The sequence below is a fragment of the Chryseobacterium shigense genome (assembly GCF_014207845.1).
In the GTDB taxonomy this organism is placed as follows: domain Bacteria; phylum Bacteroidota; class Bacteroidia; order Flavobacteriales; family Weeksellaceae; genus Chryseobacterium; species Chryseobacterium shigense_A.
Genome location: NZ_JACHLC010000001.1, coordinates 15,276 through 42,211, shown reverse-complemented (window position 1 = coordinate 42,211; position 26,936 = coordinate 15,276). Strand labels below are relative to the sequence as shown.

Annotated in this window: 26 protein-coding genes; 23 read left to right on the top strand and 3 right to left on the bottom strand. The window is 37.9% G+C overall.

Going from position 1 to position 26,936, the window contains the following annotated elements:
• Nucleotides 1-22: 22 nt before the first annotated feature.
• The 23 genes from HNP36_RS00210 to gwsS all read left to right on the top strand — a co-directional run bounded on the left by HNP36_RS00210 (nt 23) and on the right by gwsS (nt 21,098).
• Nucleotides 23-1,228: an RsmB/NOP family class I SAM-dependent RNA methyltransferase gene (locus HNP36_RS00210; RefSeq protein ID WP_184162046.1), complete on the top strand. Its 1,206-nt coding sequence runs from the start codon at nt 23-25 to the stop codon at nt 1,226-1,228.
• A 165-nt stretch (nt 1,229-1,393) separates the two neighbouring features.
• The gene (locus HNP36_RS00205) at nt 1,394-1,534 is read left to right on the top strand and encodes a hypothetical protein (RefSeq protein WP_184162049.1); all 141 of its coding nucleotides are present in this window, start codon (nt 1,394-1,396) and stop codon (nt 1,532-1,534) included.
• A gap of 280 nt (nt 1,535-1,814) precedes the next feature.
• On the top strand, nt 1,815-3,488 hold the full coding sequence (gene asnB / locus HNP36_RS00200; protein WP_184162054.1) for an asparagine synthase B: 1,674 nt from the start codon (nt 1,815-1,817) through the stop codon (nt 3,486-3,488).
• A gap of 391 nt (nt 3,489-3,879) precedes the next feature.
• On the top strand, nt 3,880-4,692 hold the full coding sequence (locus tag HNP36_RS00195) for a hypothetical protein (protein ID WP_184162058.1): 813 nt from the start codon (nt 3,880-3,882) through the stop codon (nt 4,690-4,692).
• 139 nt (nt 4,693-4,831) lie between these two features.
• On the top strand, nt 4,832-6,235 hold the full coding sequence (locus tag HNP36_RS00190; RefSeq protein WP_184162061.1) for an MFS transporter: 1,404 nt from the start codon (nt 4,832-4,834) through the stop codon (nt 6,233-6,235).
• Between the two features lie 104 nt (nt 6,236-6,339).
• On the top strand, nt 6,340-7,215 hold the full coding sequence (locus tag HNP36_RS00185) for a pirin family protein (RefSeq protein WP_184162064.1): 876 nt from the start codon (nt 6,340-6,342) through the stop codon (nt 7,213-7,215).
• Nucleotides 7,216-7,351: 136 nt separating this feature from the next.
• Entirely contained in the window at nt 7,352-7,663 is a 312-nt protein-coding gene (locus HNP36_RS00180) for a GNAT family N-acetyltransferase (protein WP_184162067.1), read from the top strand.
• 49 nt (nt 7,664-7,712) lie between these two features.
• Complete coding sequence (locus HNP36_RS00175; protein ID WP_184162069.1) at nt 7,713-8,612, top strand: pirin family protein; 900 nt, start codon at nt 7,713-7,715, stop codon at nt 8,610-8,612.
• Nucleotides 8,613-8,632: 20 nt separating this feature from the next.
• Nucleotides 8,633-9,172, top strand: coding sequence for an NADPH-dependent FMN reductase (locus HNP36_RS00170; protein ID WP_184162071.1), 540 nt, complete (start codon nt 8,633-8,635; stop codon nt 9,170-9,172).
• Entirely contained in the window at nt 9,165-9,743 is a 579-nt protein-coding gene (locus HNP36_RS00165; RefSeq protein ID WP_184162073.1) for a TMEM175 family protein, read from the top strand. Before HNP36_RS00170 ends, HNP36_RS00165 begins: the two co-directional genes overlap by 8 nt.
• A 1-nt stretch (nt 9,744) precedes the next feature.
• Nucleotides 9,745-9,963: a (4Fe-4S)-binding protein gene (locus tag HNP36_RS00160; protein ID WP_184162075.1), complete on the top strand. Its 219-nt coding sequence runs from the start codon at nt 9,745-9,747 to the stop codon at nt 9,961-9,963.
• Complete coding sequence (locus HNP36_RS00155) at nt 9,963-10,358, top strand: OsmC family protein (RefSeq protein ID WP_184162077.1); 396 nt, start codon at nt 9,963-9,965, stop codon at nt 10,356-10,358. Before HNP36_RS00160 ends, HNP36_RS00155 begins: the two co-directional genes overlap by 1 nt.
• Before the next feature lies 1 nt (nt 10,359).
• Complete coding sequence (locus HNP36_RS00150) at nt 10,360-10,647, top strand: GNAT family N-acetyltransferase (RefSeq protein WP_184162079.1); 288 nt, start codon at nt 10,360-10,362, stop codon at nt 10,645-10,647.
• A gap of 112 nt (nt 10,648-10,759) precedes the next feature.
• Entirely contained in the window at nt 10,760-12,199 is a 1,440-nt protein-coding gene (locus HNP36_RS00145; protein WP_184162081.1) for a sodium:solute symporter, read from the top strand.
• Nucleotides 12,200-12,407: 208 nt separating this feature from the next.
• Nucleotides 12,408-13,097, top strand: coding sequence for an SGNH/GDSL hydrolase family protein (locus tag HNP36_RS00140; RefSeq protein ID WP_184162084.1), 690 nt, complete (start codon nt 12,408-12,410; stop codon nt 13,095-13,097).
• 26 nt (nt 13,098-13,123) lie between these two features.
• Nucleotides 13,124-13,642, top strand: coding sequence for a hypothetical protein (locus tag HNP36_RS00135; RefSeq protein WP_184162087.1), 519 nt, complete (start codon nt 13,124-13,126; stop codon nt 13,640-13,642).
• Between the two features lie 106 nt (nt 13,643-13,748).
• Nucleotides 13,749-14,603, top strand: coding sequence for a transketolase (locus HNP36_RS00130; RefSeq protein ID WP_317168966.1), 855 nt, complete (start codon nt 13,749-13,751; stop codon nt 14,601-14,603).
• 46 nt (nt 14,604-14,649) lie between these two features.
• Nucleotides 14,650-15,594 (top strand): transketolase family protein, encoded by a 945-nt coding sequence (locus HNP36_RS00125; protein WP_184162093.1) that lies wholly within the window; start codon nt 14,650-14,652, stop codon nt 15,592-15,594.
• A 44-nt stretch (nt 15,595-15,638) separates the two neighbouring features.
• On the top strand, nt 15,639-17,138 hold the full coding sequence (locus HNP36_RS00120; protein ID WP_184162096.1) for a BspA family leucine-rich repeat surface protein: 1,500 nt from the start codon (nt 15,639-15,641) through the stop codon (nt 17,136-17,138).
• A gap of 642 nt (nt 17,139-17,780) precedes the next feature.
• On the top strand, nt 17,781-17,990 hold the full coding sequence (locus HNP36_RS00115; protein ID WP_184162099.1) for a hypothetical protein: 210 nt from the start codon (nt 17,781-17,783) through the stop codon (nt 17,988-17,990).
• 45 nt (nt 17,991-18,035) lie between these two features.
• The gene (locus tag HNP36_RS00110; protein WP_184162102.1) at nt 18,036-18,923 is read left to right on the top strand and encodes a hypothetical protein; all 888 of its coding nucleotides are present in this window, start codon (nt 18,036-18,038) and stop codon (nt 18,921-18,923) included.
• Nucleotides 18,924-18,937: 14 nt separating this feature from the next.
• Nucleotides 18,938-19,840, top strand: coding sequence for a grasp-with-spasm system ATP-grasp peptide maturase (gwsG, locus tag HNP36_RS00105; RefSeq protein ID WP_184162105.1), 903 nt, complete (start codon nt 18,938-18,940; stop codon nt 19,838-19,840).
• Nucleotides 19,841-20,015: 175 nt separating this feature from the next.
• Entirely contained in the window at nt 20,016-21,098 is a 1,083-nt protein-coding gene (gwsS, locus tag HNP36_RS00100) for a grasp-with-spasm system SPASM domain peptide maturase (RefSeq protein WP_184162108.1), read from the top strand.
• Here the strand turns inward: gwsS and HNP36_RS00095 are convergent.
• From HNP36_RS00095 to HNP36_RS00085, 3 genes are all read right to left on the bottom strand, one after another.
• Nucleotides 21,091-21,468: a hypothetical protein gene (locus HNP36_RS00095; protein WP_184162111.1), complete on the bottom strand. Its 378-nt coding sequence runs from the start codon at nt 21,466-21,468 to the stop codon at nt 21,091-21,093. The genes gwsS and HNP36_RS00095 overlap by 8 nt on opposite strands.
• Before the next feature lie 70 nt (nt 21,469-21,538).
• On the bottom strand, nt 21,539-22,009 hold the full coding sequence (locus tag HNP36_RS00090; protein WP_040996736.1) for an Lrp/AsnC family transcriptional regulator: 471 nt from the start codon (nt 22,007-22,009) through the stop codon (nt 21,539-21,541).
• A gap of 134 nt (nt 22,010-22,143) precedes the next feature.
• The gene (locus HNP36_RS00085; RefSeq protein ID WP_184162114.1) at nt 22,144-26,934 is read right to left on the bottom strand and encodes a translocation/assembly module TamB; all 4,791 of its coding nucleotides are present in this window, start codon (nt 26,932-26,934) and stop codon (nt 22,144-22,146) included.
• Nucleotides 26,935-26,936 lie beyond the last annotated feature (2 nt).

Here is a 26,936-nt window from a genome sequence, read left to right as displayed (position 1 = left end):
CAAAATAGCAGAACCCAATTTTATGGAACTTATTCACAGAAACCTGGCTATCGGAATTCACGATGCTTTACAGGAAACATTTTTCGAGAAAAATAAATATGCCGATAAGGTGATCGAAAGACTTTTAAAAGCTCATAAAAAATGGGGAAGCCAGGACAGAGCCGTTGTTTCTGAGATTTTCTATAACATCATCCGCTGGAAAAAACGCCTTGAATATTATATGGGAGAAGGCGTAAAACCCAATAATATTTATAGGCTCATCATCGCCTACCTGCTTTGGAGCAAAACAAATTATAAGAAGTTTGAAGAATTTGACGGAATTAAAATCGCAGATATCCTCACCAAACTTAAAAAAGATACCGTTCCTACAAAAGCAATAGAACATTCCATTCCCGAATGGCTGGCTGAAACCCTGGAAAAAGAACTGGGTGCCGGCTGGGAAAAAGAAATGCGTGCTTTAAATGAGCAGGCCCCGACAGTTTTAAGAGCCAACACCCTGAAAACATCTACCAAAGAATTGATTTCTGATCTTTCTGATGAAAATGTAGTGGCCTATACCGTAAAAAATTACCCGGATGCCGTACAGCTTGAGGAAAAAAAGAACGTTTTCCTTACTACAGCATTTAAAGAAGGTTTATTTGAGGTTCAGGATGCTTCTTCACAGAAAATAGGATATTTCCTTGATGTAAAAGAAGGTCAGAGAGTGGTGGATGCCTGTGCAGGTGCCGGCGGTAAAACGCTTCACTTAGCTGCATTGATGCAGAATAAAGGTCAGATCGTAGCTTTAGATATTTTCGAATGGAAACTGGCTGAACTGAAACGCCGTGCAAAAAGAGCGGGAGCGCACAACATTGAAACCCGTATGATTTCGGACAATAAAGTAATCAAACGCCTTCATGATAAAGCAGACCGTCTTCTGATTGACGCCCCTTGTTCAGGACTTGGCGTTTTAAAGAGAAACCCGGACAGTAAGTGGAAAATTGACCAGGACTTCATTGACAGAATTAAAAAGGAACAGCAGCAAATCCTTCAGGATTATTCCAAAATGGTAAAAGTAGGCGGAAAAATGGTATATGCTACCTGTTCTATCCTGCCGTCTGAAAACAATTTACAGGTAGAAGAGTTTTTGAAACACAATTCAGGATTTAAATTGGTTAAAGATGAAAAAGTAATGCCTAGTCAAGGTTACGACGGATTTTATATGGCGCTGATCGAAAGAGTTTCCTAATTATTAAACTTCTTGATATAATATACAGCTGCCCTTCAAAGGCAGCTTTTTTATGACCGTTTTTGGTCTGTTGACAACTTACCTGTAACGCCTTTATTATTAATCCCTACTTATGTATTTTATAAACCGTTTTCAAAGTTTTTCAGAACTCCATACATACACTTTATGAAATTCAATATATCATTTTCTGCAAACGGAAAATCCTCAGCTGATAAGCCTGTTTCAGCTCATGGAATGTTTCAGGAGGTTGTGTTAGGGGGTCCTATAAAACAAAACCTTCTTGCAAAGAGAATTGCAAGAAGGTAAAAACACAAATGATGAAAAAAAATTATTTCGAGCCACAAAGTAAGGGCTAAAATTCATATAATAAATTACCATATATTAATAATTATTTCATTTTAATTTTGTATAGGATATAAACATAATTTTATCAGGCGAAAAAAATCAATTAAATCCATCACAATCAATTCAAATACTTAATATTTTTCATTAAAATAATTAAATTAATTAAAAATATAAATTTACAAACATTTTTTATTGCTATTTTTAAACATCAGCACTACTTTTGCTTCAAATAAGTAACAACATGTGTGGAATTGTATGTTTGTTTGACGCCAAACAAAAAACAGAAATACTAAGACCTCAGGTTTTAGAAATGTCAAAGAAAATCCGTCACCGCGGCCCGGACTGGAGCGGTGTATTTCAGGATGAAAAAGTAGTATTTTCTCATGAAAGGCTTGCTATTGTAGATCCTACTTCAGGAAAGCAGCCATTATTCACTAAAGATGAAAAAATAGTTCTTGCAGTGAATGGGGAGATCTATAACCATAAAGAATTAAAAGAAGAATTTCCGGATTTCGAATTTCAAACTCAATCGGATTGTGAGGTAATTCTTGCGTTATACAAAAAGTACGGAAAAGATTTCATTGAAAAGCTTAACGGAATTTTTGCCTTCGCTCTCTACGATATAGAAAAAGGAATCTATCTTATAGCCCGTGATCATATGGGAATCTGCCCTCTTTACCAGGGATGGGATAAAAATGGAAACTATTACGTTGCCTCAGAACTAAAAGCACTGGAAGGCATCTGTAAAACCATTGAAACCTTTCTTCCGGGACATTTTGTATACAGTCCTGATGGAGCAGAACTTCAGCAGTGGTATAAAAGAGACTGGGAAAGTTTTGATAACGTAAAAGACAACGAAACCGATATATCAAAAATAAGAAAAGGCCTTGAAGATGCGGTTCACAGACAGCTGATGAGCGATGTTCCTTATGGTGTTCTCCTTTCCGGAGGGCTGGATTCATCTGTTATATCAGCCGTTACTGCAAAATTTGCAAGACAAAGGGTTGAAAGCGGAGATACCCAGGAAGCATGGTACCCAAGACTTCACAGTTTTGCAGTAGGCTTAGTAGGATCCCCTGACCTGGCTGCTGCAAGAAAAGCCGCAGACCATATCGGATCTGTTCACCATGAGGTTAACTTCACCGTTCAGGAAGGACTGGATGCAGTACGCGACGTCATTTATCATCTGGAAACTTATGATGTAACGACCATCAGAGCTTCTACCCCGATGTATCTTCTGGCAAGGGTGATCAAATCTATGGGAATCAAGATGGTTCTTTCAGGAGAAGGTTCAGATGAACTTTTCGGAGGATACCTTTATTTTCACAAAGCTCCCAATGCGAAAGAATTTCATGATGAAACAGTAAGAAAATTAAGCAAGCTTCACCTTTACGACTGTTTAAGAGCCAACAAAGCCCTGATGAGCTGGGGAATTGAAGGCAGGGTTCCTTTCCTTGACAAAGAATTTATGGATATTGCTATGACCGTAAACCCTAAAGACAAGATGATTCATGCAGCAGAAGGAAAAATAGAAAAATGGGTATTAAGAAAGGCTTTTGAAGACATTCTTCCGGAATCTATCGTCTGGAGACAGAAAGAACAGTTCTCAGACGGTGTGGGATATTCATGGATAGACACATTAAAAGAGGTTGCCGAAAAAGAAGTTACTGATGAAATGATGGCCAATGCAAAATTCAGATTTCCGTTAAACACGCCTCAGAACAAAGAGGAATACCGTTACAGAACAATCTTCGAAGAACATTTCCCAAGCGAAACGGCAGCGGCAACAGTTCCGTCTGTTCCTTCAGTAGCCTGCTCCACTCCTATTGCTTTGGAATGGGATGAAGCTTTCAAAAAAATGAATGATCCAAGCGGAAGAGCCGTGAAAGTACATGAGACGAGTTACGATTCGTGATGCGGGGTTCGAGTACAAATTTGAAAGTCAGAGAGTTTGAGGGTTTTAGAGTATAGAAGTGTAAAAACCGGTTGCTTGCTGTAAGTAATTAAAATTATATTTTGAAGCTGATATATCAGTAAGTATTGAATCAAAGACAAACACCGGGTGACTGAAGATCTCGAAACCACCAGTCATAATATCTGAAATCTGATGTCTGAAATCTAACATCTAGTATCTTGATTCTCGGCTCCTGATTGTTACTTCCAATTTCAAAATTTTATCAATCCTGTAGAAATACAGGATTTTCTTTTGAATAACGTTAATAATATCAATATAATTTAACCGACAATCAAAAATAATATCCAAGAAATAATTATATTTGGACAACGAAAATATCAATTATAAAAAAATGAGAAGAAATCTTACTGTTTTATTTGCCTTACTATCCATCAGTTTCGCTTTTGGACAGGGAAAATATGGCAAGTACTTAAATTCAAAAAAGCTTGCTTTGGCTTATAAGAGCGTGAAAGATGCGGATAAGGACGATTATTATCAGCAGTTTTACTGGCTGGTAAAAGCAGAGCAGCTTAAAACGTATCCTCACCTGAAAGATGTAAAACCTGTCGTTTTATATGAGTTTGTGAAAAAAGTAAACCCTCAGAATCCTACCAAAAAACTGGATGAAAGAGGAAAAGAGCTCAGAGCAACAGCAGAGTTGTCTTTAAACCAATATTTTAAGAACAAAAACTTCGAAAACAATTCCGTTTTGATGTATAACCTTGAAACTTATGTGGATCCTTCTAAAGGGCAATTCTACACCAAAGTAGATCCTGAAAAGATCAAGGAACTGGTTCCTAAAGAATTGTTTGCCTTTAACTCTGTAAACAGAAACGTAGGCGAAGAAAAAACCTATTACCTGTGGATTGATAAGAAAAAAGACGATTTCAATATCGTAGACATCATCCCTGACGAAAAAGAAGACAAAGCTTTCTACACAAGACTAAAACAGTATCTTCCAAGCTATAAGTTTTCCAAATATGTTCCGTCTGTGAAAAAAGGAAACAAATCGGACAAAACAGATGTTGATTATTACTACATCATGCCGTTTGAACAAAACACCGATAACATCGAATACAAAACAAAAGATTTCAAAACTTACACCCTAAGCCAGTACAGAAAAGCCGGCAACGAATGGAAAGGAGTCGAAAAAACAAAAAAATAAATAAAAAGTCCTGTGAAAATTCACAGGACTTTTTTAATTTTATATCAAATTCTTTATCTAAGAATCAAACTGTTTTAAAAACAGAAGCTGGTTCAACAAAAATAAATCTGGAAATAATCGGATTTCCAGTCTACACCAAATGACAGAAACAAGCCCGCAACAGACCTCTGTAAAAAAAATACTGCCGCTTATCCTGGCCACAGCAATTTTCATGCAGATGCTGGATTCCACCATCCTGAACACTTCCCTGCCCTCCATCGCCCGCGACCTCCATGAATCTCCGCTCAATATGCAGAATGCTATCATCAGCTATGTTCTGACACTGGCTGTTTTTATGCCTGCAAGCGGCTTTCTGGCAGACAGATTCGGCACTAAAAAAGTATTTATTTTCTCACTGGTGCTCTTCAGTTTAGGATCACTGTTTTGCTCCATGTCTCAAAATTTAACCCATCTGGTAATTTCAAGGATCATCCAGGGAGTCGGAGGAAGTCTGATGACACCGGTTGGAAAACTGGCCCTGATTAAAACCTTTGATAAAAACGAACTGCTTAAAGCAATGAACTTCGCGATCATTCCGGCACTGATTGGCCCTGTACTTGGTCCGTTAGTGGGAGGTTATATGGTAGATTATCTTTCGTGGCACTGGATCTTCCTGATCAATATTCCAATCGGAATTTTGGGTATCATTTTAGGCTTTAAATACATGCCGGATTACCAATCCACTGATGTTGATTTTGATCTGAAAGGATTTTTAATTTTTGCAGCCGCTTCGCTTCTGTTATCCATTTCACTGGAGCTTTTTGGAGATATGCAGAACATCAGCCCGGTACTGTTTGTATTTATTCTGGGCTTTCTGTTCCTCTATTATTATTACAAACATGCCAGAAGAGACGGGAATCCTATTTTTCCCTTAAACCTGTTTCAGGTAAGAACTTTCCGTGTAGGAATTGTAGGGAACCTGGCTACCCGTTTAGGGATCAGCTCCGTTCCTTTACTACTTCCGCTAATGATCCAGATTGCCTACAAACAGTCGGCTGTGACTTCCGGATGGATCATTGCACCAATGGCCCTTACCGCTATGTTCGGGAAATCTTCCGTTATTAAAATTCTGAATAAATATGGCTACCGGCAGACTTTAATGGTGAATACCTTTATCATCGGAACCCTGATCTGCCTTCTTGCTGTTCCCAATATTCATACTTCCTTATATTGGTTTATCCCCATCATTGCCATACTGGGGTTTTTCAATTCCATACAGTTCACTTCCATGAACACCATTTCCATTGCAGATTTAAGGAACTTTCAGACCAGCAGCGGAAATTCATTAATATCCGTTAATCAGCAGCTGGCTATAGGTTTTGGAATTGCTTTCGGATTAATTGTTTTAAAATTATTTGAAAGCTCCGACCTTATCAAAGGCGAAACCCATAATGCTTTCCGGTACACTTTCCTTACCGTAGGAATTTTAACCATAATATCAGGCTTTGTTTTCAGAAGACTTCATATTTCAGATGGAAAGAATATGAAATCCAAAGAAGATTAAAGCAATTTGCCATCTCAGCCTTTTTACCTTTTAACGAACTTAACACAGATCAATGTGTCCGATTTTCCGCTGCAGTATTTTTGTTATATAAAATTCACAATATTATGACAGCGAAAAAAGTAGAAATCGTGGTATCTCCAAAACCTGCACATTTTGTAGGAGATGGTTTTAGAGTTCACAATTTTATACCTGGGGTACAGGGATTGGACATGAAAAGAATGGACCCGTTCATTATGCTTGATTACAATTCAAAATTTCATTTCAATGGTTCCGACAGGCCCAGAGGTGTAGGAGTTCATCCTCACAGAGGCTTTGAAACCGTAACGATAGCTTATCAGGGTAAAGTAGAACATCATGACAGTGCCGGCGGCGGCGGGGTTATAGGCGAAGGTGATGTACAGTGGATGACTGCTGCCAAAGGAGTTCTTCACAAAGAATATCATGAAACCGGATGGTCAAAAAAAGGAGGCATTTTCCAGATGGTTCAGCTATGGGTTAACCTTCCTGCAAAAAATAAGATGAACTGCCCAAAGTATCAGGCTATAGAAAATAAGGCAATGGAACGTGTTGATCTTGGAGAAAATGGTCTTGTAGAAGTTATTGCAGGAGAATATAATGGTCACAGAGGTCCTGCAGATACTTTCACTCCCATTAATATGATGAATGCCAAATTAAAAGCAGGTGGAAAAGCCAAGTTCAGCTTCCCGGCCCATTTCAATACCGCAGCATTGGTGATTGAAGGAAGCATCACCGTAAACGGGGATCAAAAAGCAGCATCAGATCACTTTGTTTTATTTAAAAACGAAGGTGAAACATTCAGCATTGAAGCTCAGGAAGATGCAATAGTACTTATTATCAGCGGGGAGCCTATTAATGAGCCGATTTATCCTCACGGGCCTTTCGTAATGAATTCAAGAGAAGAAATTATGCAGGCTTTTGAAGATTACAACACCGGAAAGTTCGGCTATCTGGAAGATTAAGAGAATTAAATTTATATTAATCTTACATTATCCCTTTTTTATTAACTTTATATAACAGAGTTGGTGAACCGCAAAAACATAAAAATCTAAATTTGTGTTTTTGCGATCCGCCGGCCTGCTTACAATACAAAAAATTATGAAACCAGAATTTGAAAACATTCCTCTTGTAAAAGCAGGAAAAAGATTTGAAATAGAAACAGACGGGCATTTCGCATTTATCGATTACCGTGAAATGGGCCAGCAGATTGCCTTAGTACATACGGAAACAGATCCTGAATTGGCAGGAACCGGAGCAGCCACCGCCGTTGTAGAAAAAACACTGGCTTATATTGAAGAAAACGGGAAAAAACTTCTTCCGTTCTGTCCTTATGTTTTCGCCTATATCAAGAGGCATCCGGAGTGGAAACGTATTGTAGATGAAAGATTCGAAGGATACGACAAACTGTAGCCGGATAAATAGCTTTCATTCATCTAAATTTAAAAACATTTACTTTATTATGTCAAATATCGGACTTATCATAGAAGAAAAAGCCGCAGATATAGGAAATTTCCTCGTAGGAAGACTTCTTCCTTTCCGTGAGAAAAGAGCGGTTGGGCCATTTGTATTTATCGATCATATGGGACCTTCTGAGCTGAAGGATTACCAGAATCTTGATGTTCCTCCGCATCCGCATATCGGGTTATCAACATTAACTTACCTGCTGGAAGGCTCTATTTTCCACCGGGACAGCATCGGAAGTGCAGTTGAAATAAAACCTGGAGCCGTTAACTGGATGACTGCCGGAAAAGGTGTGGTACATTCAGAAAGAACCCCGGAATATTTAAGACACAGCGATAAAAGACTCCACGGATTCCAGATCTGGGTAGGTCTTCCAAAGCACCTTGAACAGACAGAACCTACTTTCCATCATATTGAGGCAGACGAGATTCCCGTGTGGGAAGAAGACGGAGTTCAGTATAAACTGATTGCCGGTGAAGCATTCGGAAGAAAATCTGCAGTTCCCGTTCACAGCAAATTGTTCTTTATTGAGATCAAAACAAAAGAAGCGAAGAAAATAAGCATCGGAAAAGATCTTTACGGTGAAGCAGCCATGTATGTACTGGACGGAACGGTTACCACGGAAGGAAATTCTTACGGTTCAAAACAGCTGATGATCGCCAAAGACACAAAATTATGTGAATTTGAAATGAGTGAAAACGGTACAGTCTATCTTTTTGGAGGCGAACCTTTTGACGAGGAGCGTTTTATATTCTGGAATTTTGTGAATTCAGATAAAGAGCTGCTCGACCAGGCCAAAGTGAACTGGAATGACCAGAACCATGATGCTTTTCCTTTGGTTCTCGGTGACGAAACAGAATATGTTCCGCTTCCCAAGGCAATTTTAAACAGAAAATAATTATTAGTACAGCACAATACATGAAAATATTAGCATTTGCAGGAAGTACGTCTTCTACTTCAATCAACAGGGAACTTGTAAAATTCGTTCTGAAAGATTTTCAGAATGAGGAAATCAATCTGATCGATCTGAATGATTTCACAATGCCCGTTTTTTCCGTAGATCTTGAAAAGAAAGGTTTTCCGGACGAAGCCCATAATTTTTTAAAGCAGATCGAGGAATGTGATGTCATTATCTGCTCTCTTGCAGAACACAACAGGTCATACAGTTCAGCTTTTAAAAATGTCTTCGACTGGTCTTCAAGGATCAACGTAAAAGTATTCCAGAACAAGCCGATGTTTCTGATGAGTACTTCACCGGGAGGCTACGGAGGCGGCAATGTGATGAATACGGCTAAAACATTCTTCCCGCAGTTTGCTGCAGATATCAAAGACACCTTTTCTCTTCCTAAGTTTTATGAAAATTTTGATCTTGAAAGCGGTGTTATCAACCCTGATATGCTTAAGGAGCTTAAAGATAAGATAGAAAACTTTAAAAAAGAGACTGCAACCAATGACTAAGGGAAGACTGGAAGCCTTCAGCGATGGAGTTCTTGCGATTATCATTACCATTATGGTTCTTGAACTGAAAGTTCCGGAAGGAAGCAGCTGGGCCAGCCTTAGACCTCTCCTTCCAAGATTTCTGGCTTATATTTTCAGTTTTATTTATGTTGGAATTTACTGGAATAACCATCATCATTTATTTCAGACCGTAAAAAAAGTAAACGGAGGTATTCTCTGGGCCAATCTTCACCTGCTGTTCTGGCTTTCACTGATGCCTATCGCTACGGAATGGATAGGAACCACTCATTTTGCAGAGAATCCAACAGCAGCATACGGGATTGGCCTGATTATGTCTGCTGTGGCTTATACCATTTTAGAAAACCTGATTCTTAAGAATGAAGGTGAAAACTCAAAGCTGAAGGAAGCTATACATTCAAAGTTTAAAGAATATATTTCAATTGTATTTTATGTCCTCGGAATCGCCGTTTCATTTTTTTATCCCTATATTGCCATAGGTTTTTATTATCTCGTGGCTCTCATATGGCTGATTCCCGACCGTAGAATCGAAAAATCATTAAAAGAAAATTGATATGGAAACACACGAATATCCTAATGGAAGCATTACTGTTATCTGGCAGCCCAAAAAGTGTATACACTCGGCTGTTTGTGTAAAAACACTTCCCCAGGTCTACAATCCTAAAGACAGACCCTGGATAAAAGCTGAAAATGCTACCCCGGAAGAACTTAAAAACCAAATAGACCTTTGCCCGTCAGGAGCATTAAGTTATAAATTCAATACAGAACAATAATGGCGGTAACCGTAAAAGCAAGTTTAGGAAAAACAAAGTATTATACTGAGGTAACGGCTGGCGAAAACAGGATCATTACCGATGAACCGATAGATAAAGGCGGGCAGAATAAAGGTTTCAACCCTATGGAAATCTTGGCAACGTCCCTCGCAAGCTGTACTGCAGCCACTTTAAGAATGTATATTGAAAGAAAGGAATGGGATGTAGAAAACATCAACGTGGAAGTTGAGCTTGAAAATTATCCTTTAACAAAGAGAGCCGTATTCAAAAGAGAGATCAGCTTTGAAGGAATCCTGGATGATGAGCAGATGAAAAGGCTCCACACCATAGCTGATGCCTGTCCCGTACACAAAATATTAACCAACGACATAGAAATACTAACCAAATTTTCATAATATGACCGAAGTAAAACAAAACAACGACGAAAAACACGGAAGTTTTGAAGCTTTCATAGATGGAAGACGCGCAGGAATGATGACATATACCTGGGCCGGAGAAGAAAGATTTATCATAGACCACACGGAGGTGGAAGAAGCCTACAACGGGAAAGGCGTAGGAAAAGAAATGCTTCTGGCAGCAGTGAATTTTGCCAGGAAAAACAACAAAAAGATCATTCCGCTCTGCCCGTTTGCCAAAGCAAGTTTTCAGAAAAGTGAAGAATTACAGGATGTTTTAGTTAACTGACACTAATTTTACTTTCAAGATACAGGCCTTTCAGATGTTTTATCCTGAAAGGCTTTTTCTTTCCTAACCGAACATAAAAAAACTATATTTGTAAAATTTTAATTGAAAAACTATGTCTCCAGTTATATTACTGTCTATTATTATCGTCTACTTCGCATTGTTGCTGTGGGTAGCCTACAGAACGGGAAAAGGAAGTGATAATGAGAGTTTCTTCATCGGAAACCGTAAGAGTAACTGGATGCTGGTCGCTTTCGGGATGATCGGGACATCGCTTTCAGGTGTTACGTTCGTAAGTGTTCCGGGAGCTGTAGGAAATGATAAATTTGCCTATTTGCAGATCACATTGGGATATCTTATCGGATACATTGTGGTGGCCTATGTGCTTCTTCCCCTTTATTACCGTCTGAAACTGACTTCCATTTACGGATATCTCCAACAGAGACTGGGCCAGCTTTCCTATAAATCCGGAGCATGGATCTTCATTGTTTCCAGGCTGGTAGGTGCTACGGCGAGGCTATACCTTGTAGTGAATATCCTTCAGATTTCTATTCTGGACAGTCTGGGAATTCCGTTTATAGTGACTACTCTCATCATTTTGGCTATGATTATCCTTTATACCTATGAAGGTGGTGTAAAAACAATTGTATGGACAGATACCTTACAGACTTCCTGTATGCTTTTAGGACTGATTATCTGTACAGTTTATATGCTCAATCATTTAGGATTAAGTTTCGGAGAGAGCTTTACGGCTATGAATGAAAAAGGCTACACCAAAATTTTTGATTTCGATCCTAACCAGAAAAGTTTCTTTATCAAACAGATTCTGGCGGGAGCTTTCATCACCATTACCATGACGGGAATAGACCAGGAAATGATGCAGAAAAGCTTATCTGTAACAAAACTGAAAGATTCACAGAAAAATATGGTGACTTTGGGCTTTATTCTTCTTGGAGTAATTTCATTATTCCTCTATATGGGCGGACTTCTTCACCTGTACGGAGCTCAGGAACATGTAACAAGCGCAGGAGATCAGCTTTTCCCTGATGTTGCCCTGAATCATATGCCCGGTTTTATTTCCATTATCTTTATTATTGCCCTGATATCAGCACTATTTCCAAGTGCGGATGGTGCAATGACCGCCCTCACTTCTTCCATATGCATTGATATTTTCGGAATGAAGGAAAAGAAAGACTGGAGCGATTCCCAAAAAGAAAAATTCAGAAAAAATATCCATCTTCTGGTTGCCCTTTCTTTCCTGATTATGGTAATTATTTTTAAGGTTATTAATGACAATTCCATGATCGGTCTTATCCTTAAGCTTGCAGGATTCACTTACGGACCGCTGCTGGGACTTTTTGCCTTTGGAATTTTTACCAAATACAAGGTTCGTGATAATCTTGTTCCTTATGTATGTATTGCAGCGCCATTGATTTCATTTTTTATTGATAAATACCAGGAGAATATGTTCGGTGATTTCAAGATCGGACTTGAACTACTGATTATCAACGGATTACTGACATTCATCGGACTTTGGCTGATCAGAAAGAAATAAAGTTTGGTTTTGGCTAAAGCCGGATGATGATTTTCTTATTAATATCTAAACGGGCTAAAGCCCGTTTCTATTGAATGGATATTCCCGAAATAGAATCAACCTTTATAAAAATTAACCTGATTTTAGGTTAAAATCATTGGGTTTCATTGTATTTTTGTAAAATCGGGCCTTCTCGTCCGATAACCTGTAAAAACAAACAATATTCTGTATGAAATTATCAGTTTTCCTTGTCATTGGCTTGCTTTTCGGTGTGTTTGTAAACGCACAGAGCGCCGTTGATTTTGCCAACCTTGCCAGATATAAAGATGACAATACAACCATTTTAAATTCAAAGAAAAAAGTAGATGTGGTCTTTATGGGCAATTCCATTACTGAGGGTTGGGTAAAAAGCCATCCTGAGTTTTTCTCTGAGAACAATTATACAGGAAGAGGCATCAGCGGGCAGACTACTTCGCAAATGCTGTTACGTTTTCAGAATGATGTCGTTGCTTTAAAACCCAAAATTGTGGTTATTAATGCAGGAACTAATGATATTGCTCAAAATACCGGAATTTATGATCCGGATTTTACCTTTAACAACATCAAATCAATGGCTGATATTGCCAAAAGCAATGGAATTAAAGTAATTATTGCTTCCGTACTTCCTGCCGCCTCATTTCCCTGGCGTAAAGAAATAGCTGATGTACCTCAGAAAGTGGATGCTTTAAACAGCAGATTAAAGCAGTACGTACAAAACAACAAACTTGTTTTTGTAGATTATAATGAAGCTATGCGTGATGCAAAAGGCGGTATGCGGGAAGGTCTTGCAAAGGATGGCATCCACCCTACTCCTGCAGGATATGCGATTATGGAACCGATAATTAAAAATATTATCAATAAAATATTAGGGAAAAAATAAAACTCAAACAATACATTCTATTAATCATGAAAAAAATCATTTCACTTTTTGTATTCATTTTGGCGTTCGGCTTCATGAATGCACAGGATTTTGAGGTTTCTACCCTGAGAATCGGACCTTACAAAATCTTTATGGAAAAAGCGGAGGCTGAAAAGATGGCTGGCACAAAACTGAAAATCACAGACGGAACCATTAAAAACAATGTTAAATATAATGGAGAACTGATCCAGATCGATCTTTACGAAAGCTATATCAGTGAAGCAAAACCGAATGTAGCAAGCGTAATGGGACTGACGACCACCAGCAAAAAATTCAAAACCAAAAGCGGGATCGGAATCGGGAATACAAAAGATGACCTGATCAATGCCTATAGAAATCATCCAAGTTTTACCGTTCATCCGGCCTGGGATGAAAAGGGTGAAAAACGTCTTAAAGATACAGGATATTTCACGTTGGAGGATCTTGATGCAGGGACACAGCTTTCTTTTAAATTCGTCAATAATATCATTACGGAAATTTCAGTATACCTGAACGAGGGCTGCTAAAACCAGTATTTTCATACAATAAATATAAATCCGGATCATAAGTCCGGGTTTTTGCATTTCCGTAAGCCGTTAAAAAATTGTAAATTCGCGTGCAAATAAATCAGATATAATGAGTAAAAGTATTGAAGAGTTAAAATCTCTTACTACGCAGATCAGAAGAGACATTTTAAGAATGGTTCACGCTGTAAATTCAGGGCATCCGGGCGGAAGTTTAGGCTGTACGGAATACTTCACAGCGCTTTACGGAAAGGTGATGAACTACAAGCTACCTTTCACTATGGAGGGGAAGAATGAGGATCATTTTTATCTTTCCAACGGGCATATTTCTCCGGTTTACTATTCTACTTTAGCGAGATTTAACTTCTTTCCGGTAGAAGAACTGAAAACTTTCAGAAAGCTGGATTCAAGACTTCAGGGACACCCAACTACGCATGAGGGTCTTCCGGGTATCAGAATTGCTTCCGGATCTCTCGGTCAGGGTCTTTCTGTAGCACTTGGTGTAGCAGAAGGTAAAAAACTGGATGGCGACCCGTCTATTGTTTACACCCTTCACGGTGACGGTGAACTTCAGGAAGGTCAGGTTTGGGAAGCTCTGATGTATGCAGCGGCTAAAAAAGTGGATAACATCATTTCAACTATCGATTACAACGGACGCCAGATTGACGGTGATACGGATGATGTATTAAGCTTAGGAAATTTGCACGCTAAACTGGAAGCATTCGGATGGACTGTTCTGGAAGAGAAAAACGGTAACGACCTTGAAGCTGTTATTGCTATGCTTGAAAAGGCAAAAACTGAAACAGGAAAAGGAAAGCCTGTGGTAATCATCCTTCATACAGAAATGGGTTATGGTGTAGATTATATGATGGGATCTCACGCATGGCACGGAAAAGCTCCTAATGATGAGCAGCTTGACACCGCATTCAAACAATTATATCTGGAAGCTCCTGCTGATTACTAATCCAGGCGAAGTAAATAGTAATCAAAATAAATAATCAGTAAAAAAAATGAAATATACATATACAGAAAAAAAGGATACACGTTCAGGATTCGGAGCAGGATTGGCAGAACTTGCAGACAAAAATCCTAATGTAGTAGCACTTTGTGCAGACCTTATCGGTTCTTTGAAAATGGAAAAATTCATCGAGAAGGCACCGGAAAGATTCTTTCAGATAGGGATTGCAGAAGCAAACATGATGGGAATTGCTGCAGGCTTAAGCATTACAGGAAAAATTCCTTTTACAGGAACTTTCGCTAATTTCTCTACTTCAAGAGTGTATGACCAGATCCGTCAGTCTATCGCTTATTCAGGTAAAAATGTAAAGATCTGTGCATCTCACGCAGGTCTTACTTTAGGTGAAGACGGTGCTACCCACCAGGTTTTGGAAGATATCGGTATGATGAAAATGCTTCCGGGCATGACGGTTATCAACCCATGTGACTACAACCAGACAAAGGCAGCCACTATTGCTATTGCTGAACACGATGGCCCTGTATATTTAAGATTCGGAAGACCTACGGTTCCTGTATTCATCCCGGAAGATATGCCTTTCGAAATCGGAAAAGGAATTCTTCTTCAGGAAGGTACTGATGTAACAATTGTTGCAACAGGGCACCTGGTTTGGGAATCTCTTGTAGCAGCTGATGAGCTTGAAAAAGAAGGTATTTCCTGTGAGGTAATCAATATCCACACGATTAAGCCTTTAGACGAAGAGATCATCATTAAATCTGTTGAAAAAACAGGAAAGATCGTTACAGCAGAAGAACACAATTATCTTGGCGGTTTAGGGGAATCTGTTGCGGGAATGCTTTCAAGAAAAAGACCTACAAGACAGGAATTTGTTGCTGTAAATGATACTTTCGGAGAATCTGCTACGCCTGCCGAGCTTATGAAAAAATATAAGATTGATGCAGAGGCTGTAAAAGAGGCTGTAAAGAGAATTTTAGCATAACAGTTATTAGAGCAGTTTTAAAAATTTATAAGAAATCATAATTTATGAAAGTTCAATTGTTGGTATTCTTCCTTGTTATAGGAAGTTTATTTTCAGCACAACCTATTATTACAAAGTGGAATACCAATATTAACTTTGATAATTCAAAAGCAATTGTAATTCCCACTGAAGGAACATATAACTATACCTATCAGGGCATTACCAATCCATCATTAACTGGTAGCGGAACCGGAACTTCTGGAAATACTACCATTGTATTTCCTGCAATTGGTCAATATACAGTAACAATTACCCCTACCTCACCCTTTAAATTTTACTTCAATGGTGTATCAGTAAATAATGCCAAAAAGCTGTTAGATATTGTTCAGTGGGGGAATGCAACCTGGAAACCCGATCTGTCAGATTCTTTTCATGGTTGTCAAAATATGGTTATTTCAGCAACTGATACTCCAAATTTCAGTAACGTAACCAGTATGTATCTTATGTTTTTTGCATGCAAATCATTGGTGAATGTTCCAAGTATGACTACCTGGGATACAGGGAATGTAACAGATATGAGTTATATGTTTTATAATGCTTCAAATTTCAACCAAAACATAGCAAGCTGGAATACCTCAAATGTGACCAATATGAATTCTATGTTTTACTATGCTACAAATTTTAACCAAAACATAGGCTCCTGGAATACCGGAAATGTTACCGATATGAGCAAGATGTTTCAGCATGCCCAAAGTTTTAACGGAAATATAGGCACTTGGAATACATCTAATGTTATTGATATGAGCTATATGTTTGCTGATGCAATTGCTTTTAACAAGTATATTGGGAACTGGAATACAGGAAACGTTACTAGTATGAATGAAATGTTTTATGGCACTCAAGATTTTAACCAAAATATAGGAAACTGGAATACCTCAAATGTTACCAGTATGGGCGCTATGTTTCAGTATGCATTAAGTTTTAATCAGAACATTGGAAATTGGAATACCTCAAATGTTATTTCACTAACAGGAATGTTTTATCAAGCTCCAAGTTTTAACCAAAACCTGGGAAATTGGGTACTTAATCCCGCAGTAAATTTAGGGTCTATATTTTCCGGTTCAGCTTTAAATTGTGAAAATTACAGTAAAACGTTAAAAGGTTGGGCCACCAATCCTGCAACACCAAATGGAAAAAATATGGGAGATGTTACTTCAAGCTACGGCGCAGAAGCTTTACAATACAGAAATATCCTCGTTAACACAAAAAACTGGACCATCTCAACAGATACGTATGATCCCAGTTGTATGGCAAGCCTTGCAACCGGTGATATTACAGCTACCAAAAATTTGGTAAAATTATATCCTAATCCGACTACAGAAAAAATATCTATTAATTCTGCAAAAAAAATAAAGAGTATAATTCTGTTGAATTCTGCCAATCAAATTCTTGCCAAGCCACAACAAACAGAGATCAGTCTTTCAAAATACCCTTCCGGGGTGTATTTTGTAACATGCTATTTTGAAGATGGCACTTTTAATACACATAAAGTCATTAAAAAATAGTAAACCTAATAGGTTATTGCTAAAGAGAATTTTAGCGAAAAGGTTTATGATATAGGCTCCGGCGGTTTCTTCGAAACCGCCGGAGTTTTTTTACCACCCCATCAATCTCCGATTTACCACCCTTCAAAGGAGGGGAATTATCATGGTACTATTCGAAACTCCATTTATAGAAATCCCTAGTCAAAAATTTTTAGCATTTTCTATTCAATTTCTTCAAAGTAACTTTTACTCAATATTAAGTTTTTCCAGATTTGCATACATGATTTTATTATTTCAGTTTTTTATGTATACATAATAGCTTATAATCTTCGTACAACAGAGATATTGGGATATTTATTTATAGTTCAGTTTTATAAAATCAAACCTTGGATTTTAGATTTTTCAATTAAAAATATTTAACAGTACAAATTATTTTCAGGTTTTATTTAAATCTGTACAACCGTTCATTATGGGCTTAATAAATCTGCAATAAATACTCACATTAAAGTGATGTAATTATTTATAATTTTGAACCCATCAACGTTGATTAAGTGTTCAGTTTTTCGCATGTAAGTGTACAGTACGGGATGAAACGCAGAATAACGAACCCATGTCAGGGCTTATATGACAACACAAATCCTAATTAAAAATTTTATTACAATTATGAAAAAACTTCAAGGAATGAAGAATGGTTTTTCTTCATTAGAAAACAAAAAATTGAGCAATCCTGGAAATATTGTTGGGGGAAAACATGATGCTGAATCTAATCTAAGAACAACACAGGAAACCGCACCTAACGGCAATGAAGGAAATACCGGTGATACCAGAATGTACAATGACGGAGTACTGGTAGCAACATTAACTATTGACTAAATATGAGGGGGATTTCCCCCTCTGTTTTTTAGATAATTCCATTCAATGAAATGTAAAAAAATCATTTTTGTAACCCTGATTGCCATCTCTTTTCTTTCCTGTAAAGGCAGGAAACTGAATTACATTGACTACTATCATAAAGTATACACCATTGACAGTGCACAAAGAGTTGGTAAAGATACTTTAGCAACCATCAGACAGTATAAGAAACTATTCAGGAAATATCCTCCAGTTCAAAACGAAAGACTGGAAGACTATGAAACCTACATCAGGTATTCAGACCAATTTCATAAAAAATTTGGAAGGATAAAAGGTCTGGATAAACTTATAGCACAATCCGCACCCAACTGGAAATACAAAAGAGAAGATAAAGAGTTCTTCAAGCTTTATAAAAAGTATGAAATTGACAGCATGGCTGTTGAACAAAAGGTTCTTCAATGGAAAAGAGGCTTAAATAAAACACTGATAGATTCTTTCAGCATTGCTTTTGAGCGCGACCAGCAAAATAACCGTGTAGGCCCGGAAGTAGTAATCAATGACAGGAAAAATGCAGAACTATTAATCTGGACATTCAAGAACTATGGATTTCCTTCAAGACAGAAAATAGGGCTATATGGAAATAATGAACGCTTGATGCATATGGGAACACTTCTTAATCATATGGCAGGAACAGAACACTATGAATTTTTCAAGACAAAACTGCTGGAATATGTGAAGTCCGGTGAATGCCCTCCGAGAGATTATATAGAAATGGTTGACAAATACCAGTACATTCATCATCTGGAGCCTGTTTACGGCATATTCTCGCATTATGATACGAATTTTAATGCTGCCGATTCTGCAAGGATAGACCGCAACCGGAAAGCAGTAGGTTTTCCCGGTCTCAAACAGTCTTCAAAAATGGTAAAAGACTTTCAGAGAAAAAATAAATAATCACTAAGTTTATTATGATACTGATTATCTCTCAAAATAATGAGATCACCACTGTAGAAGTAATTAAGGAACTGATTGCAATGGGCAAAAAATTCCTCCGCATCCATGAGGATGAAATATTTGAAATTAAAGTTCAGGAAAAAAGAATTCTACTGCAAAGCTCCCGAAACCGTTTCTTCCTTGATGAAATAAAAAGCGTTTGGTACAGAAGAGGAAGACTGGTCTTTAAACGGTTAAAATACAATCATGCATCTATTAACCTTAATATGAGTGAAACACAACACTGGCTTGAAGATTATGTCCGCAAAACACTTGAATCCAAAAGACACATCAATAAGGAAAGCAATAGTGATGTAAATAAGCTGATTGTGCTTGATAAAGCAAAAGAAATCGGTTTTGACGTACCTGAATATTTTCTGGCAGAAAATACCCACGATGTAAAAATCGGAGATACCATTATAAAGACCATTAACGGAAATGTAATGCTGGATGAGCTAAAGAAAAATTCCGGTGGTTTTATGTATACATCTGTAGTTGAAGAGCATGAAGAAGGAGATTTTTTCATCACCTTCTTTCAGGAGAAAATTGAAAAAGATTTTGAAATAAGAACTTTTTACCTGAACGGCAAATGCTGGTCTATGGCCATATTCTCACAAAACGATGAACAGACTAAAGTGGATTTCAGAAAATATAACAACGTAAAACCTAACAGGAATGTACCCTACAGCCTTCCCCCTGATATTGAAGAAAAAATACAACTGCTGATGCAGTTTCTGGATCTTAATTCCGGATCGCTGGATTTTATAAAGAAGGGAGAAAAATATTATTTCCTGGAGAGCAATCCTATTGGCCAGTTTACAGGAATGTCCAACACATGTAATTATTCTCTGGAACAAAAAATCGCTGAATATTTATGAAAAAACTCTACAACGAAAAAAACAAACTGCCTCTTACATTCAAATATATTGAGATTTTTAAAACAAAAAATGTCAGTAAAATTCACAGCAGTATGGTATATTTTGTATCATCTGAAAAATACCGGACTGAACATCATGTAAGAGAAAAACCTTTAAAACAGCTCACCCGAATGATATGAGATATTTTAACCTGTTCAGCAATATTATGGTCACGAAAGGGGCCGGCAGAGTTCTGATCTCTGATCTTCAAAGAAATATTTCAGAACTATATTCTTTGGAGTTTTATGAAATCATAGAAGAACTGAAGAATAAATCTATAGAAGATATTCTGGAGAATTACGATGCAGAATCCAAAGAATTTGCCTGTGAATATATAGACCTGTTACTTGAAAAGGAGTATGGTTTTATAACGGAAGGAAACCGGGACAGGAATTTCCCTCCACTCTCCTATCAGTTCCAAGAACCTAATGAAATTGCCAATATTTTCATAGAGCTCAATAATATTTCAGTTTTAGAGAACATAAAACAGTCTGTAGAAAATCTTGGAGTAAAGCATCTTGTTATTTATGCCCACCAAAAACTTTCTCTTAAAGAGTTTCAGGAAATTGATGCAAAATTCAGCGGTTCTGTTTTAAACGGCATTGAAGTATTTTCTCCGTATCATGATGCCATAGATGAAGGTTTTATCAAAAATCTTAATCAAACAATAAAAAGGGTTTATGGTTTAGTATTCTATGGTTGTTCAAAAGCTCCTGTTAAATCCGGAGATACGTTCAGGTTCTATCTGAAATTCAGTCGTGAAAATCTCAAAATTTCATCCTGCGGAAAAGTAGACCTGAAGTATTTCAATACCAATTTTTCAAAAGTTTCAGAAGCTATTCATCATAATTCCTGTCTTCATAAAAAGATCGGAATAGATATAAACGGCCATATTAAAAACTGTCCTTTAATGGCTGAAAGTTTTGGAAATATCAATGATATCAGTCTTGAAAAAGCTGTGACAGCACCAGGATTTAAGAAATACTGGAATATTACGAAAGATAAAATAGAGGTCTGTAAAGATTGTGAATTCAGATATATCTGCACAGATTGCAGAGCTTATACCGAACGGAATTATATCAATAGTGACGGCTTGGATATATCCAAGCCTCTGAAATGTGGTTATGATCCATATACGGGAAAATGGGAAACATGGAGTAAGAATCCTCTAAAACAAAAGACTTTCCATCTTTACGAAGAGGGCAAATCTTCTACCTGAAAAACTTCCATTTCGGAATAATCGCCAGCATACCAAAACCTGTAAAAAGGAAAAGATTCGTTACATCGGTATACAAAAATGTGGAAAGGTAATAATTGTGCATAAAGAAATGCAGGACCAGCAATGCCGGAAACATAAAGATTCCTATTTTTCTGTAGAAGAACATCAGGATAAGTCCAATGACCATCAGGGCATCAACGGTAAAGATGGCAAAAAAATACCATCTTGGGATCTGGAGGTATTCATGCTGAAGGTACTCATCCATATCAATTCCCAGCCCCATAACGGTGAACAGCATCAATGCTGCAAATGCTGAAATAAAGCCCCATCCTTTCTTTGGATCCTCATCAAAATAACTGTATTCTTCCATAGGTACAAAAATAAAGAACTTATGAATAATTTCATAAGTTCTTTAATATAATATTCGTTTAAAATTTGAATTATATAGAAATAGCGTTGATCAATCTGTTTTTGTCGCTCAGGTATTCCTCCATAGAGATCATACTTTCGGTTCTCATTACATCTTGAATGTCATCTATCTGATAAATAATTCTCTTCGCATCATCCGTATTCTTAGCTCTTACTTTACAGAAAATATTATATTTTCCTGAAATAACGCTGGCTTCAATTACGTTTGGAAGCGTAGATAGTTCTTTCAGTACTTCCTGAGTACGGTTGGATTTTGTCAAAAGGATTCCAATGAAAGCTGTAAAGTGATAATCCAGCTTACCATAATCGATATTAAGAGATGATCCCAAAATAATACCTGCATCCTCCATTTTTTTCACTCTTACGTGAATTGTTCCAGCAGAAACATCCATCTGCTTTGCAATTTCAGTAAAAGGCATTCTTGTGTTTTCGACTAAGAAATCAAGAATTTTCTTGTCTATTTCGTCCAGTTGATAGTTCATATTAGTTAAATTACAATTTTCTTAAAAAATCTATGTATTTGTTGCAAATTTATAAAAAATAATTTAACTAAAAAAATTATATCAAATATTAACAATAATTAACACGGATGATAAAAATCATTAAAATATTACGATTATTTGCTAGCTGATTTTGTAGAATCTGTTTTTATTTCCGTTTGGGTTTCTGACGGTTTTTTATCTTTTTTCTTCTTTTTAAACAGAGAATTAAAGCTTTTACTCCACACTACCCCTCCACCATAGGCCTGATTTGCAGAACCATTCGTACTTACCATCCCGATATTGGTAGGTTTGGAATAGCCTCTTAAAACGAGACTTCCGTCATTCTTTTTAGAAATATCATATTCAATAGATCCTTCTCCGGAGAGATAATTGTTTTGTGTGCCTTCTGTTTTCGTTAAAGGAATTCCCAATCCGGTCTTAATATTTACCCTTGGTGAAACTGCTACACTTACCCCTGCATTGGCACGGTCACCTGTATTGGAATTCTGGTCACCTTTTACATAATTCAAATCGATCTGGAATTCATTACTCATGGTATTCAAAACAGAACCAAGCTGCTTAAGAAGCATATTGTACCCGGAAGATTCGGCTACTCCTGCCACATCAAAATCTACTCCTCCACTATTGGAAACATTAAAAGTACTCAACAATAGGACGGAACCGAACTGCAATACCTTCTCTCCTTCCTGGCTCATTTTAGCGGCAAGGGTTTCTCTTACCTGACTGGAAACATCAAGAGCGGTTACATTAAGGTCTATTTTCGGATCAACCAAAGACTGTGTAATATTAGCCTGAAGCAGTATACTGATAGGCTGAAGTTTTCCCATACTCAGATATTCCCCTGCATTGGATACCATTCTTACATAATTGGCTGTAATATCCAGTGCCGGCTTCATAGCATCACCATCCCATCGTATGCTGCTGTTCTTTTCTATCTGGAATGTTTTATTAAGAATAGCTTTGGAAACAAATGTTCCGTTATCTACTTTGTAAGTCCCGTTCATGGCAATTGCTCCCTGTCTTCCCATCTGGAACCTCAGCTTGTCGGCAGTACCTTTTACGGTAATATTTCCTACATCATCACCTACAAGAACATTCACCGTAGTTCCTTTATCCACATCAAGACTGAAGTCGATATGCATATTGGCCCCCGTTTTCTTCTTCTCTTCCAAGGTGATAAGTCCGTCTTTTCCTTCTTTCAGGAACCTCAGCATTTTAAATTCTTCAACATTGGATGTTGAACTGGAATTAAAGGTAAAGTTACTTCCGTTCAGCGCTTTCATATTGGGAGTGGAAATACTCAGTCCGGAAACAGGTCCGTCCACGTAAAGATCTCCCTGCCCATACACCCTTCCCCAGAACAGATCATAGTCTTTCTGTGTGGTATTCAGCATAAGAAGGTTATCTGCCCTCATAATCAGGTTGACTCCCATTGAAGAAAGGGTTTCAAACTGGATTGCCCCGGAAATGGTTCCTTTGGAATTTGATCTTCCGTCATGAACTTCAATATTATTGAGAAGTGCAAGCCCACGGGAAAGCGGTACCACAGTATCATCAAATGAATAGTCTACTCCCGTAAACAGAAGCTTAAGCCCGAACCCTTTCAAAGCAATATCTCCGCTGTAATCAAGATCGCTTAATTTTCCATTGATTTTGAGGTCACCAGTCGCTTTTCCTCTGATGTTTCCAAAAACGGTCTGTACAAACTGTTGGGTAAAAGCAAGATCGAAATCACGCATTTCCGCGGTCAGGTCAATCGTAGGTGAAGCGGTATTATTATTTACAGTACCTGTCAAATGCAGGTTATTACTTCCAAGAATTCCTGCCGAAGCTACTTTTACATCAATGTCGTAAACATTCAGAGAGAAACCGTTTGTAGCGGAAATGGTCAGATTCCCCATCTCGTTTCCGTTCATTACAATATTATCCACGGTAAGATCTACAAGCGGCTGCAAAGTACTCTTATCCATCTTGATCTTTACACTTCCGTTGGCAAGGCCTTTTATTCCCATAGGATTTCCTCCGGACTGCATTTCAAGAAGCTTTTCAACAGCGAATTCTTCGATCTCTGCATCCACATAAAAATCTTTGGCAGATTTAAACTGTGCCTCTTTGATGAACAGGGCACTTTTATCTGAAAATACCCTCAGGTTCCTGATATCAAAATCCCCGGTATTTTTCCTGTAGGTAATGGAATGATCTAGTTCCGGACTTGTGTCTATAGCCCAGATAACCTCATTAAATTTAACTTCTGTAGGCTCAAATCTGAAAACATAATCTCCGGCAGCATTCGTAGACTGGTCTACATTAATGGCATATGCTTTAAGATTATCATTCTGATCATCTTCCGGGCTTCCGTGTTTGAATGTAGTGGCCAGATGAAGCGTTGTATTGTTTTCATTTTTCCCCTTCAGTTCAAAATCTTTGATAATATTTTTGTTGTATTCCAGTTTACTGATTCTGGCATACAGCTGTTCATTAAGATTTGCAGTATTGATCCTCACCATTACACTGTCTATCATAGCACTGTCTCTGGAAATATTATTCCTGTCATTAATCTTATATTCAGGATTAGCCGTGGCTAAGGCTTTATCTGCATCTGTAATCTCTTCCTTCTTCGTCATGATATACTTCAGGGAATTCGCATCCAGGTTCAGGATCAGATCATTGGAATCCCCATTGTACTCTCCTTCTACCACAGCACCCTGCGGAAGCTTAAGATCAGGCAGGAAATAATTTACAATGCCTTGCCGGACATCAAAATTCATTTTGAAGTTCTGCCCTCTGTACAATTTTCTCGGCGGAGGTCCTACCAGGATTCTTCCAATTCCGTTTTCCACCATACCTGCAAGATCACCAAGATTATATCTTCCTGATATTTTACCGCTTGCCGCTCCCGGCGCATCAACATCAATAACACGACCGCCTGCTTCTATAAAGGTTTTTATTTTAGCTTTCGGAATGTTGTATTTTTGAGTTGCCGTAGCAAAATTCAGGTTATTGGCATCTACATCTAAAGTGAGATCATTTATATTAGACATGGACATTTTACCTTCTACCTGGCCGCTCACGATCTGGCTTCCCGGTTTATTGGTAAAATAATTCATATTGAGATGAGTGACATCGGCATTTACATTCATAGCTATCCTTGAAGTGCTGAAATCAATCAGTCCTTTAATGGTAGCCTTTGCCTGCTCATCATTCACAGTAATCAGGCCGTTATATTTTTTATGATCCAGCAATCCGTCCAGATACAGGTTACGGATCTGCTTATCCATAATTTCGATGCTGCTGATCTGGGACTTCGTAGTCAGGCGCATAGTATTCACGTCAAAACTCTGTCCGTTAAGATCAAATTTACCGGAGATCAGGCCTACACTTTTGTTTTTGGTGATTACAGACGTATTAAGATCCTTCACTTCCAGATTTCCTGAATATTTAGGCATAGCCGTACTGTAAGCGGTAAGCGAAAGCTTGGAGATTTTCGCCTGCCCTATTCCTGTTATCAGGTTTCCATTGGCAACATATACCTGTTCAGGAGTAACCCTTGCCGTTCCGTTGTATTTCAGCTTTCCGAAATCATCAGCAAAATTCTTCATCTTTTTGGATATAAATGAAGGCATCATTGCTTTAAGGTCTTTATAGGTAAAATCGGTAGAAAGGTCACTTGTTTCAATCGCAAAATTTCCTTTCAGGAGTCTGTCTACCTTCATAGTCCTGGTTGCAATATTAACATCCGGATTTCTGATGAGGAAGTTTTCCAGATAGAATTTATTCAGCGGGCCGGTCATTTTCCCGGCAAGATTGAACGGTTTAAAATTATCCCAGTTCGTTACAAAATAACTGATATCATATCCGCTCAGCTGGCTTCCCTGCTTAATTTCCATATCCCAGCGTACACGGTCTGCAAATTCTGACCATGAGCCGTCATGAAGATTAAATTTGATGTTCCCCTGAAGCAAAGAATGATCTGTATTCAAAGTAAGGTCTTTTAAAGACAGAAATTCATGGGTTAAGGAAAGTTCGGTAGAAAAGGTATCTACAAAATGAGATTTGCCCCATCTGGTAGTAACGAAGGACATATTATTAATGAGTGCCGAAATATTGGCTCCGTTCACCTTTACATTAGGTGCTTTTAAATTAAATTTTGTAGCAGTAAGCCATTTTCCCGGCTCTCCCGGAGAGTTTTGACTGATAATGGAAACCTTCGAATCAATGATCTGTACCCTAGAATCCAATTGAAAAGGGGGCTTTTTCGGATCTCGTTTTTTACCGCTGTCGAATAGCTGGGTAAATCTGATAAAATTGGAAATACTGTCACCTTTATAGGTAATCACCTTTACATCTGCATTAACGAGGGTAAGGGAATTAAAGCTTAAAGAATTGCTGTTCCCGGAAATGGCATTGTAAGCAAGTGACATCCAGTCTGAATTGGCACGGAACTCCTTTGCTTTGATGAAATCAAGGCCTTTATAATCCTTGATTTTTAATCCTTTTATGGTTACATCCCCGAAATAATCAACTTCTACACTTTCAGTAGACATTCCGGATTTAAAATCTTTATTAACAATCTGAAGTGCCTGATCTGCGGCCCATCGCTTGGTTGCCGGAAGGTTAATGGCAGTAAGCACCCCGCCGACAAGAATAACTCCCAGCCAGAAAAGAATGAGGAGAAGCCTTGCCCACCAGGAATAGCTGGTAACATCTTTTACAGCCTGCTTCCCAAATTCTTCAGCCGTCTCCACGGGATGATGAATAGCATCTGATGCCAGCTCAGACGCTTCCTTAACTGTCTCCTTTACAGCACCTTCTACATTCTCAACAGTCTTCTGTACCTGATCACCAAGGTTCTCAGCTACTGATTTTTTATTCTCATTCTCGTTATTATTCTCTAACTTTGCCATTA